Annotated in this window: 7 protein-coding genes; 1 reads left to right on the plus strand and 6 read right to left on the minus strand. The window is 34.7% G+C overall.

Annotated features, from left to right (window positions below):
* The first annotated feature begins 108 nt into the window (after positions 1-108).
* Positions 109-960: a DMT family transporter gene (locus T410_RS14755; RefSeq protein ID WP_035673161.1), complete on the plus strand. Its 852-nt coding sequence runs from the start codon at positions 109-111 to the stop codon at positions 958-960.
* A 567-nt stretch (positions 961-1,527) separates the two neighbouring features.
* Here T410_RS14755 and T410_RS14760 read toward each other — a convergent pair.
* The 6 genes from T410_RS14760 to T410_RS14790 all read right to left on the minus strand — a co-directional run bounded on the left by T410_RS14760 (position 1,528) and on the right by T410_RS14790 (position 13,537).
* Positions 1,528-1,983, minus strand: coding sequence for a TerB family tellurite resistance protein (locus tag T410_RS14760; protein WP_035673164.1), 456 nt, complete (start codon positions 1,981-1,983; stop codon positions 1,528-1,530).
* Between the two features lie 376 nt (positions 1,984-2,359).
* Positions 2,360-3,079, minus strand: coding sequence for a hypothetical protein (locus T410_RS14770; protein ID WP_035673170.1), 720 nt, complete (start codon positions 3,077-3,079; stop codon positions 2,360-2,362).
* A gap of 228 nt (positions 3,080-3,307) precedes the next feature.
* A complete protein-coding gene (locus tag T410_RS14775) occupies positions 3,308-4,333 on the minus strand; it encodes a PorP/SprF family type IX secretion system membrane protein (protein WP_035673172.1) in 1,026 nt (341 codons plus the stop codon).
* A 13-nt stretch (positions 4,334-4,346) separates the two neighbouring features.
* Positions 4,347-11,351, minus strand: a complete 7,005-nt coding sequence (locus T410_RS16570) for a PKD domain-containing protein (RefSeq protein ID WP_051929454.1) — start codon at positions 11,349-11,351, stop codon at positions 4,347-4,349.
* Positions 11,352-11,591: 240 nt separating this feature from the next.
* Positions 11,592-13,172, minus strand: coding sequence for an NADP-dependent glyceraldehyde-3-phosphate dehydrogenase (locus T410_RS14785; protein WP_035673174.1), 1,581 nt, complete (start codon positions 13,170-13,172; stop codon positions 11,592-11,594).
* Positions 13,173-13,231: 59 nt separating this feature from the next.
* Positions 13,232-13,537 (minus strand): rhodanese-like domain-containing protein, encoded by a 306-nt coding sequence (locus tag T410_RS14790; protein WP_035673176.1) that lies wholly within the window; start codon positions 13,535-13,537, stop codon positions 13,232-13,234.
* Between the last annotated feature and the right edge of the window lie 121 nt (positions 13,538-13,658).

The raw sequence follows: 13,658 nt of genomic DNA on the forward strand, positions 1-13,658 counted from the left end.
GAGAACCATGATAAATGGGTTTCAAACTGAGTTTTTTCAATTGTTGTCCATGTATCCATTTAAATTATAAATTTTGTAGTTTTACCCCCACTACTATCTGAATTTTAAATGAAAAATAAATCAATCAACATTCCTCCAATCCCAGCTGTTCTGTTTGCAATAATAAGTGTGCAGTCAGGAGCAGCTATTGCCAAAGGTCTTTTCCCCGTTATAGGTGCTGCCGGAACTGCTTCTTTGAGAATTGGTATCTCAGCATTACTATTACTGGCGGTTTACCGACCAAACCTAATGAAGATTACCCCGCAACAATGGAAAATTGTAGTTCCATATGGTTTATCCTTGGGAGCAATGAATTTGGTCTTTTATCTTGCCATAGAGCGAATTCCTATTGGGCTAGCTGTTACACTAGAATTCATAGGTCCATTATTGGTAGCCGTTTTAGGTTCAAAACGGATGATCGATTTTTTCTGGGTCTTGCTGGCAGCCGCAGGAATTGTTTTGATTGCTCCATGGTCAAGTGACGGAATAGATATTTTAGGAGTTTTATTTGCACTTTTAGCAGGAGGTCTCTGGGCTGCTTATATTGTTTTGGGCGGGAAAATTTCAAAAATAATGAAAGGCGGAGAGGCTGTAGCAACAGGAATGCTCTTTGCCGCAATACTAATTGTACCCTTTGGAATTCTGGGAAATGGATTAATCGGTCTTACGCCAAAATTTTTCTTCTTAGGCATAGCGCTCGCTCTTTTATCAAGTGCTATTCCTTTTACACTGGAAATGAAAGCGCTTGGCCAGCTTCCAGCCCGTACATTTAGTATTTTAATGAGTTTAGAACCTGCAGCAGCATCAATTTGTGCGTTCCTTTTTTTAAGAGAGCACCTTACTTTTAATGAGGTTTTGGCTGTTCTTTTTGTAGTAATCGCTTCAGCCGGATCAACAATTACTTCCAGAAGCAAAACGTAATCTGTTTTGTGGAAACATATTAATTTCTTTAAAAATTCATAGTACAACTCGACCACTTCCGGCAAATATTTATAACAAAAAATCAGTCTGCAAAATTAAGCTGTCAAAACAGATTTAAAACTTGGTGTTATAATTTGGCCTGATATTACTCTAAATGGTAAAACTTTTTGACCAAATAATTCAGGACAAAATAAAGTAAAGTAGCCACTATGGCAAAGGATAAAATAAAACTAACCAGATTTACAACAATATTAGGAATAAACTTCAATCTTGGATGCGTAAAGTAAGGTTCCCGATGGAGTCTTTCATGAACATGATTCTTTACTATTTTGATTTTCTTTTTGATAATTCTGTTATTTAAGATAATAAAGGAGTAGCCACTACCGTTCCTTGTTGATTCCTACTTAGAGCACTCTAAATTAAGCAATTAATTTAATATAAAGATTTTATAAATTAAAAAAGAGAATAACCTTGCGGAAATCCTCCTTTAAGTTGTGATTAATTGAACAATACTATTTTTTGGACTTCATTGTCTTTAAGTAAAACCAAACTCTTGTTAACCGTTATTTAGATTTCTTTCGTATTCCCTTTATTTTTCAAGAAGATAACTTCTATAATTTTACTGGTCATTCCAGAATCTATTTTAAGTTCTTTGGATAGCACTTCAATTACGTTTTTTTCCTCTTCTCCAAGTAAACCATCCGAGAGTAATATTTCCAAGGCAAGTGCAAATACTGTTTCTTTATCTTCTTTTGTTATTTGTTCACAGCAAGCCGCAATGTATTTTAATTGACCTAATGCTGCTTTTAAATGATACGATTTTACATAAAGAGGTGCAATATCGACTCCTGCAAATTTCTCTTTGGAATATAACAACTTAGATAATGATGCCGTTTCAGAATCCTTAATTTGATTGTCTGCGGCAATACACGAATATAAAATTCCAACCCAAGCATCCAGTTCTGAGATTACGGGATTTAGGGCTGTATTATTTTTTTCTTCAACTTTATCTGATAAACTCATATTTGTTTTTTTGGCTAAAGTTACTGCGAACCGTTTCACACATTGCTCCGCTTTGGGAATAAATTATCATTTGAGCGTTGGGAGAGCTGTGATTTTTAAGGGCAATTTTAAATTAAAAACGGAGACTAAATCTAGTAAAATCTTTGTTAAAGCCCAACTAGAGCAGTTTGGCATACTCTTTATTTTTTAGTTATATTGGGTATAAATTTTTGAATTATATCCCATTCATTTTCATAATATTTATTAAATCTAAACCTTAACTTATTCATTCCTTTACGGTTTCTCGTAATCAACTCTTTTATTCAAAAAATTCCATAAAGAAACCGTCTTATTCCCATAAACAAGACAATTTCTTTATAGTTTTTAAACGTTTAGGCTACTCGACTATTTTATAGAAAAACATTTCTGGAGCACCTACTACCCCGGCATCCTTCATTAGTTTTTTCTTTGCCTCAGATTTTATATTTTCTTTGACTTTTTTCATATCGGTAATTGCAAATACGATTGCCACTATATTAGGATCATCTATACTTCGAGCCAAACCTCTGTCAATGAAACCTTCTTCTAATCTTTTGGTAGTTCCTTCGGCATCATATACTTTGAGCCAGGCATCAAAATCTTTTACACGGTGCGTTACCATTAATCTGTCTTTCTGGTCAATTTTAGAGGCATCGTTTCGTATCACTTCATAATAGGTAAATTCAGGTTTACTGATTACTCCCGCTTTTTTCATCTTCTCTTTAAGATCGGGAAGCATACTAAATTCTTTGGCCTTTGGAACATCATTAATTTTATCAATTATCATAATCATGTTTGCGTCATCAATTCCTCTGCCTATCATATAATGTGAGATTCCATAAGCCATTCGCATAGAATCATGTGAATTGTATTCCTTTCTCCATTTGTCATAATCAGCCACTTTATGCTTAATACCAATTACTTTAAAAGGTTCAAATACTGCAACAGCTGTGGCCGTGTCTTTTGGCATTGCTTTTTCCGGTTCGGCTTTCTCAGTTTTATTGTTTTTACAAGATAAAAATGCAACGGTAAAAACTAATATCAAAACTGGTGTCAAAATTTTTTTAATGTTTTTCATACTATTATTTTTTAAGTTATTTTTATAACGTAAATATAATAATAAATACTGATAATCAGATAATTACATTTTTATATATTAAAAAAGGAGGATATAAAAACTATTTTTTTGCTATTTAAAATACTATAAAAAGAATGGTATACTAATCCAATCGAATGTACTGAAATCCATTTTAAAGCTTAAATAAACTTATAATAAAAAAATAGCTTCGAACTAAAAGCAACGCTTTTAATAATTTCTGCCCCAAGGATGCTTTACCAAATAATTATCACAGCTCGAGCATTCACGCCCTATTTGCCAGGTAAGTGAAAGTTCATGTACGCCTTGAGTATTTCCTAGTTTTGAAGTATTAATATCATAAGAATAGCCAAAAACGAAACGATTTAATTGAATAGATCCAAAAAGATTTACAGATGTAAATAGGTGGCTATTATTGCTTTTCCCTTCTGGATTAGTAGCTGCAATGACACCAAAAATAAAAGGTTTAATATCTAAAGCTGTTCCAAAATCTAATCTGTTATATTGTGCTTGTTTCATATAATTGGCAGTAAGCAATACATTCGTTTCATCTGGAAAAAAAGACAAATGGGTATCATCCAAACTCAATGAATAACCTCCATGAAGACTTAAAAACAATTCCAATGGAACGTTTGCATAATCCGTAAATGCAATATTTGGTTTATTCAAGTGTTTTAATGAAGCTCCAAACCAGGCTTTATCACTATAGAGTAGTATCCCTGAAGAAATATCAAAAAAATTAATTTTGCCGTTATAGTTTAAAACTCCCGGATCAATACTTCCTCCATTTATTGAGCCATCATTGCTATTGATTTGGTCTTCCAACAGAAGACTGCTAAAATTGAAGTTTTTATGACCATATCCTGCTTCAATCCCCAATCGTAATCTCCAATCATTGTTTAGATTAACATTGTATGAATAAACACCATTGATTTGAACATAGTTATAATTAGTAAAAACTTCCCGTTGATTTAATATAGTCAAACCTAACCCCATTTCTCTTTCACGGCCAATAGGTCCATTAATAAAAGCATATTCAGTGTCAATTCTTCTATTCTCATTTGGCCATTGTGATCGATGAATTAGTCCTGTATATCCTGTAACCAAAGTTCCTGTAAATGCTGGATTAAGAGATTCAGGCACCAAAAAATATTGAGTAAAAATAGGATCCTGTGCCTTAACTTCTATAATCGATACCGAAGTTAATAGTATATATAAAATAAATTTAAATTTCATTCTCTTTGTTTGCTTATTTAATTAATACAAAAGGGTGGTTTTCATTGACAATAGTTCCATAAAAAGTTTCTCCGCTAACTTTACAGTAATAATTACCATTTTCTGCGTTAAAACCTTTTATTTTGGCATCCCAACCTCTTAAAATAGCTCCTGTCTCTGAATAAATAAGCGAGCCCCAGGTATCATAAATATCCAGCCGAACGTTTTTTAAAGCCTTAGTCACAGGCCTGAAAGTATCATTGAGATTATCATTGTTAGGAGTAAAAGCATTAGGAACAACGAGCAAGTACCCTTTTCCAACAATAAAAGTAATTTTTTGGGTATAGATACATCCAAATGGATACGTAACGGTTTGTGTTACTACATAGTCTTTTGGATTAATGAAGGTATGTATTGGATTTTGTTCCGAAGAAAAAGTACCATCACCAAAATCCCAGGTTACAGATACAAAGTCACCAGTGGCAGAATTCGTAAACTGTATGGGATCATTTATGGAATAAGTGCCATACGTTGTATACCCATAAGAACTAGGACTAAATGAAGGCATTCCAAGTATAGGCAAATCAACATTGAATGTGTAATTTGCTTTACAGCCCATATTATCAGTTACATATAATATCGATGTTCCATTTTGATTAGTATTCATCATTTCATTATTCAGACCACTAACTGTTCCGCTTGACCAAACTAATTGGTACGGAGGAACACCACCTGAAACTTGGGCGACAAAAGTCTGTTTTACATATTTAGTTTCGCAGTTAAAATCAGTTTTTGTTTCCACGCCAATTACAATTGGCGGTTGTCGGTTAATAACATATTGAGCCGTTATTGAACAAGCTCTGCTATCGATTACCGATATCAAATAATTTCCCGCAGGAATGTTAGATAAATCTTCAGTTAATGCTCCATTTGACCAGGAATACGTAAAAGGTGGAGTTCCTCCGGCAACTAGCAAATTGATAGCACCACTATTCGCATCATCACAGTCGAATGCATGAATAACATTTGCCGAAAGTATTAGTTTTTGAGGCTCTTGTATTATAAATGTACTTATAATCGTACAAGGCTTACTATCAATGATAGTAACCGTATAAGAACCTGGTCCCAGATTATTTCTAGTTAAACCGGCCGCACTACCATCGCTCCACACGAGTCTTAGTGGAGTAATTCCTCCTACTAAATTTAGATTTATACTACCATCGTTCATTCCAAAACAAGAAATTTGTTTCACTACTGGATTAATAGTGAAAATTGGTGCTTCGGGAATATTAACATTTAATGTTTTAACACAATTATTAGCATCGGTAACAGTAATTAGATAATCTCCAGCCGAAAGGTTGTCTTGAAATAATCCGCTTGCTAAAGTATTCCATACAATTTTATAAGGTGCAATTCCACCCGTTATTGAAAGGGTTATAGAGGCATCATTCCCTCCATAACAAATAATGGGGCTTGTAGTTGCCGTAATTAATATTGCAGTTGGTTGGGTTAATGTAACACTTAATGTTTTAATACAACCTAAATTATCTGTAACTAGTAAATTATAAGTTCCAGCTAGAACATTTGTTAAATTTTGATTAGAACTTGTAACACCATTTGGTCCTGTCCAAGAATAAGTATATGGCAAAGTACCCCCAACAACATTAACCGTTATAGTTCCTGTTGGCTGTCCAAAACATAATATGTTGTTTTGATTTACCAAATTCACAGCCAAAATGGGTGGTTCTGTTATGGTAAACGTTGCAGTTTTAGGACTGCAATTATTGGTATCCGAAACCGTTACTACATATATCCCAGGATTTAAATTAGTCAAATCCTTAGTCGTAGCGAAAGCTATTCCATTTTTAGTCCAAGCAAAAGTATAGCCTAAGGTTCCACCAGTTATTGTGATGGCAATTGCTCCGTTGGCTTCATTAAAACAGGTTACGTCTTTTTCTAAATCAGTTGCGATACTTATGTCATTCGGTTCGCTTATGGTATAAGTATTGGTAATGGGACAACCTCCAGCATCTGTAATGGAAAGAGTATAATCTCCTGGCACTAAATTAGAAATACTCGATGCAGAAGAAGCAAATCCGTTTGGTCCATTCCAAGATATTTGATAAGGCACACCTGAACTAAAAGGAATTCCTCCTGTTATATTGGTTTGTATCGTACCATTGTTAATACCAAAACAAGTGCTATTATTAGAATTTACAATTGCCGAAATGGCTGGATTTACGGTAACTATTACTGTAAAAGAATGACCCATGCAAACTCCTGAAAGTGGCGTAACGGTGTAAATAACTGTCGCAGGACTTGTAGTACTATTGATTAAGGTTTGGCTGATATTAGTTTGTGGTATCGATTGTGCCGATGCTCCCGTTATGGAGTTTGGCGGATTGATTGTAGGATTCGTCCAAGTATAGGTTGTTCCTATTGGTACAATTTCTAAACCAGAATTTACTGGTAAAACAGTAAATGAATTCCCACTACAAATAATGGCAGTTTTATTAAAAACAACGGGGGGTTGATTGATAATTACCTTGACTGGACTTGAAATAATTTCAGAACAGTTGCCTGTAATTGACGAAAAAGTAACTACACAATAATAATATTGAGTTCCAGCTGCACTTGCTGGTGGGTTAAAGGCAGCATTAGTTTCACCCGAAAGTAACGTTCCTCCAGAATTTAAGTTGTTTGGATTGTAATACCATTGATAAATTGGTGATAATGCATCGCTATTGGTTACAACTTTTAATTGAGAAGGTATTTGCCCCAAACAAATATCACTTGAAACAAGAGTTGTTGTAAATGCCGGTGCTAGATTAACTGTAACCATAGCTGTTACACTTGTAGTATTACAACCTGTTCCAGTTGGTTGTTTAATAACACAATAATAATAAAGTGTGCCTACGTTAGAAGTTGGAGGCAAAAAAGTATTATTTATTTCCCCTAAAATTAAAAAACCTCCAATATTTGAATTTGAAATAGAAGAAAACCATTGATAAGAATAATTGGAACCTAATCCTCCAGAAGCTGCAACCGATAAAACCGTAGCATTAGAATTTTGACAAACAGTTTGTGTTGTTAGTGGTTGTGTTATTACCGTTGGGTCGTTTACAACAACTATCTGTGCCAAGTTACTTGTAATTGAATTACAACCTCCTCCGCTATAAGTGATAACTACATAATAATTATACGTTTGTACAATAGTTAGAGCCGGAGGTGTATAAGTTGCCGAATTAGTTCCTACTTGCGTTCCTCCAGTTGGTGAATTGTTTGTAGTACTATACCATTGATAACTTGGTGTGCCAGTTCCTCCAGAAGAAGTTACAGAAAGTGGAGAAGAAATTGTTCCTCCAACGCAACTATTTTGTGTGGTTAATGGTTGAGTACTTATTGTTGGTTGCGGATTAATAGTTATAATAGCCTTATCCGAAGTTATACTGGTACATCCTCCAGACGAGAAAGTAATGATGCAGTAATAACTCGTTGTTACCGTATTTGTTGGTCTATAGGTATCAATTGTTGCTCCTGATTTTGGTCCATTGTCATCATACCATTGATACGTTGCTGTACCAGTTCCATTACTGAAAGCGACCGTTAAAGGAGCAAGAGTTCCAACCCCACAAACAGCTGCCGATTGTGGATTTATTGTAATTTGTGGTGCCGTCACCACAACTACGGTTGCTATATTGCTTTTTATAGAACATCCTAGACCACTTTGAGAAACCAAGCAATAGTAATAGAAAGTCCCAACAACATCAGTTGGTGGTAAATAGCTTGAAGAATTTATACCCACTGGATTTCCACCTGTATTTATAGGATTTGAAGTAGAATACCATTGATAATTAAAGATACCTATTCCGTCAGTAGCCGTTACTATTAATGATGTAGCAGCAGAATTTCTACATTGTGTTTGAGTTACCAATGGTTGAACAGTAATACTAGGATCAGCAATTACAACTACTTCTGAAAATGTACTAGTAGCGGTTCCGCAACCATTACCATTTGCACTCACTATTGCATAATAATAAAATGTCCCAATAGCATTAAAAACGGGTAGTGCATAAGTTGACGAATTAGTTCCAACAGGAGTTGCGCCAATTGTAGAATTGGTGGTGTTAGAATACCATTGGTAAGTTAACGTTCCGGTTCCGCCAGTTGCCGTGACCGATAACGGCAATGGAATTGATCCTCCCACACATAGATTTTGTGTAGCTGTTGGTTGTGTATTTATTGTTACACCCGCATTTACGATGATGGGAACAGCATTTGATTTTATATTCGGACAACTTCCAGAAGAAGAAAAAGTAACTTCACAAAAATAATAAATAGTTCCCAAAGTGGATGGAGGTGTATAATTTCCATCAATTGTTGAAGTATTTACTAATGTTGAAGTATTACTATTGGTATCTCCAGTTGTATTTGAATACCATTTGTAAGTTGTATTTCCACTTACTGGAGTTGGTGTTATTGAAACTGATAGCGGTGTTGCTATTCCTCCTGAACAAATTGTACTTCCTGTCGGTTGTGTTATTGTTGGAGCTGGATTTATAATAATATCATAAGTATTTGTCGAAGGACAACCGTTTAAAGTTGAAATAATTGTCAGAGTAACCATTTTGGGTTGATTATTTGAATTGCTGATGGTTAACGCTGGAATTGAATTTGCATTTCCTGACGAAGGATTTACACTTACACCAGCAGGAATTGTTGTAGCCGACCAAGAAAAAGTTGTACCACTTTGAGCCGTTAAAGGTAAAACTGTTGTAGTTGACCCCGAACAAATGGTTTGTGTTGCTGGACTTAAAGTACCTAAAGTTGGTGCGGTACCAATAGCAAAAGTCTGAGTACTAGTTACAGAATTTGCACATCCATTGGCAGTAGATATAAATAATGAAACTGTTTTTGAACCTCCTGTAGCATAAGTAACTTGTGGCGCAAGCTGACTGGAAGTTACTGGTGTACCCCCCGGAAAACTCCAATTATAAACCAATTCAGAAGTAGCAAAGCCACAGTTTTTAACATTTGCAGTGGGGCTTATTATTGTTGTTCCTGAACTACCACCACACAAATTCGCAATTGGGTCGACGCTAGCAACGGGCGGTTTTTTAACAATTAAGGTTTGCATAATTGATTGAACCATACCACAGGAATTAGTCATTTGCAATTGAATTGAATAATTTCCTGGAGCCGTAAAATTGAATAATGGATTTTGAGAAGCCGAAGTCGTACTGTTTAAATAAGTAGGATCTGATGCCAAAACATCACAATCTAAATCGGTATGAGTTACTGTCCATAAATATTGAATGGGTGTAACACAATTTGAAACGACATTAGGAGTTGACGCATTTACCGATAAAGGTGCACAATTACTAGCATTAGCTGGCATCAAACTAATTGTTGGCGTTGTTAATGCGGGTTCTATGCAGATTGTTTTGGTAATGCTTTTGATATCGCAACTATTCCCAATAAATAATGTTATTGAGTAATTTCCAATAGTATTAAAATTAATTGATGGAGCATTGACTCCATTATTCCAACTATCAATATCATTTGCATTGCCTCCTTTACTTCCTAAACCTGTTGCGTTCCAACCCGTTGCAGGCGAAATTACCCAATAAAGTGAAGGGGATGAAACACAGCCGTTTTGGCCGATTATTGAACCTGAATTAGATGTATTTAAAATATTTACTGTAGTATTAACGCATCCTGGGTTTGGAAAGATTGTAAAACTTGGAGTTGGTGGTGTATTTACTATAATTGGACCAACTGTTGTAAATGCTGGCGGAAAACAAGGATTGGTAATTGTCATTGACGCCACGAATGAATTAGGTATGGACCCAGATCCTGTCGGATTATTACCGCAAGATGAAGTGTTGTAAGTATGTGAAACTGACGATGGTGCATTCGGATGAATATAAGTTATAGATTGACCATCTCCAAAATCTATAATATATTGAGTTCCAGGAACATTTCCAGCAGGTGCAATAATTGGAAAATCAATTGTTTTAGGACTGCAACCAGAAAGGTTACCTGGGTTACCCAAAGAACCAGACGGGGTATTTCCCACAAAAATCCCATAGTTTTTACTGTAGACACAACCTTGATTTGTTGTTAATGATATATTTAATGTATAAAAACCTTGATTATAAGTATGTGTTAGGTTTGTTGCAAAACTTGTTAGATTTAGAATCGGACTAGCATCACCCCAATTTAAAGTATAAGACGAAACTTGACTTTGATTTAATGTTTCATTTACTATGTTAATTATACCAGTTGGACTAGTAATACATCTTGTAAAATATAATGTGTTTTGAAAAGTAACCGAAGTAGTACTTCCATTAGCACCCAAAACAGGGTCGATTTTGGAATAAACATTAACTACAATCGATTGGGAAGTTGAAATACAACCATTAGAATTAGTTACTGTTATAGTGTAATTTCCACTACTAGTAGCAGTATAATTATTTGAAGTTGCATTAGGAATTGCAATATTATTTAAATTCCACTGATAATTCAACCCCGAAACATTTGATGTTGAAAGAACAATATTTTTGCCTTCACAGAATGTAGTAGTACCACTACTAATAATTATTGGAACTGCTGGTAGAGCATTTACCGTTACAGTTGCACTACTAGTACTTGTTTGTTCAATAGTTGGATTTGCAGTATCGTGAACACTAATTAAAGTATAAACAAAACTATCAACCGCACTAGTTGGAGCAGAAACGCTAACACTGTTTCCTGAAGTTGTAACAATAGTTTGATTTCCTCCAGTTCCTATCTTATAAGTAAAAGTATAAGGAGCAGTCCCTCCTATTCCTGTAAAAGTTATTATTGGAGCAATTCCCCCAACACAAACACTAGCATCGTTAGTAGTTATTGTGGCAGTTGGCAATACTAAATTATTAACCTCCTCCTTTATGATTATTTTATCTAAACCAAAATGTAGGTGATTACTTTTTGCGTTTAAATTATTAACTGAAATTATTAAGATAAAAAGAAAAATAATCTTGTAAAGGTGTTTCATAATTGTGGTTCAAATTAACCGCGGTTAAGTGTCATTCCGACATAGGAAAAAGCAATTTTCACCAAATGTAACCTAATACTTTTCCATTGTATTACGGTTTCCCGTAAAGCTGTTTTATTTTTGCGGTTAATAAAAAAACATAACACATTGTTTAAATTGAGTGACAGATAAAAACAGAATTCCATAAAAAAAGCCGTTTCGCAAAAAACGAAACGGCTTCTGGTGCAACTTATTTAATACTTACAAAATATAGTCCGTATTAATGAAATTTGATTCTTTGCTGTTTAATAACTCTTGCAAAATAGCATTGTTATATTCATTGTCCTTAGAAGCAACAAAAGTTCTAATAGAGAATGAACGCAATGCATCGTGAATACTCAATGTTCCCACTGCTGAATCTTTTCTTCCAGTAAATGGTAAAACATCCGGTCCTCTCTGGCAAGAACTGTTTAAGTTTACTCTACAAACAAGATTCACCAAAGTATCGATAAGCGGCGCAATGGTTTTGATGTCTTTGCCAAACAAACTTACTTGTTGTCCGTAATTAGACTCGGCCATATCATTCAATGGTTCTTGAATGTCTTTGAAAGAAATAATAGGCACAACCGGGCCAAATTGCTCTTCATGGTACACTCGCATTTCCTTGTTTACAGGAAACAAAACTGCTGGAAAAATATAATTATCCGTTTGCTCTCCTCCTTTTGCATTGATAACTTTTGCACCATTTGCAGTAGCATCATCAATCAATTCCTGGATATAAGCCGGTTTTTCTTTTTCTGGTAAAGGAGTAAGAAAAACTGATTTGTCCCAAGGGTTTCCAAAAGTCAATGCATCAACTTTGGTTGCAAATCGTTTATTGAATTCATCTGCAATCGATTCATGTACATATAACACTTTCAAAGCAGTACAACGCTGTCCATTAAAGGATAATGAACCAGCGATACATTCTTGGATAGCCAAATCTAAATCGGCATCCGGAAGGATTATTGCAGGATTTTTTGCTTCTAAACCTAGTACCAAACGCAATCTGTTTTTGTTTGGATGTTGGTCTTGCAAAGCAATCGCTGATTTACTGTTTCCTATCAAAGCTAAAATATCAACTTTTCCAGATTTCATGATTGGTGAAGCCACTTCACGTCCTCTACCATACACAATATTGATAGCTCCTTTTGGAAAACTGCTTCTAAAAGCTTCTAATAAAGGAGATAGCAATAAAACACCATGCTTAGCTGGTTTAAAAATTACAGGATTCCCCATAATTAATGCTGGTATAAGCAACGAAAAAGTTTCATTCAACGGATAGTTGTAAGGCCCAAGACACAATACAACACCTAGTGGCCCTCTGCGAACCATAGCATTTATTCCTTGTACTTTAGAAAAATGAGCGCTGCGACTGTTTAATTCTTTTAAGCTGTCAATAGTATCGTAGATATACTCTACTGTTCTGTCGAATTCCTTTTCAGAATCGCCCAATGATTTTCCAATTTCCCACATCAAATATTTAACAACTTCTGTACGTGTTGTTTTCATTTGAGCTACAAAATTTTCCATACATTTGATACGGTCCACAACTTTCATTGTAGGCCACAATCCTTGTCCATTATTGTATGCTGCAGATGCCGCTTCAACAGCTTCCATAGCCTCCGCTTCACCCATAAAAGGAATAGAACCTAGTATTGTAGGTTCGTATTTTTCAGTAGATGAAATCGTAGAGAAAACTGGCGTTGTTTGACCAGTCCATGTTTTTAATTCACCATTAATTAAATAAGTGTCCTGATTTAGTAACGTATTAATTTGAAATTCTTCTGGTATAAAACTCATTATAGATTAATTATATTTAAAATTTAATAAAAGAGGCCGTAGTATTTATAGTGACAGGGTTAAACGATATCGCCATTCCATTCTATAATTCCTCCCAGTAAGTTGTAGGTATTTTCAAAACCCAGTTCGTTCATAATTTCACAGGCTTTTGCGCTTCTCATTCCGGAACGGCAATACACATAATAATTTTTGCTTTTGTCCAAAGCCTGTATTTCATCTATAAAACCCTGTCCCTTGTGAATATCAATAAGTATGGCATTAGCTATAATTCCATCATTAGTTTCGTCTTCGGTTCTCACGTCTAATATTACTGCATTTTCATCAGCTTCGAATTGAGCAACCCAATCTTCTTGTGTTAAATTCATAGTATCTTTTTTTGTAAAAATACAAAGATTTTATCAAACTATAAATGCCCCTTTTGTTAATTAGATAATATTCTAAAGAAAACGTTTTCGCAAAAGATTAATTATCAATAAACTATCATTT

Origin of the sequence: Flavobacterium sp. 83 (genome assembly GCF_000744835.1) — a bacterium.
GTDB lineage: Bacteria > Bacteroidota > Bacteroidia > Flavobacteriales > Flavobacteriaceae > Flavobacterium.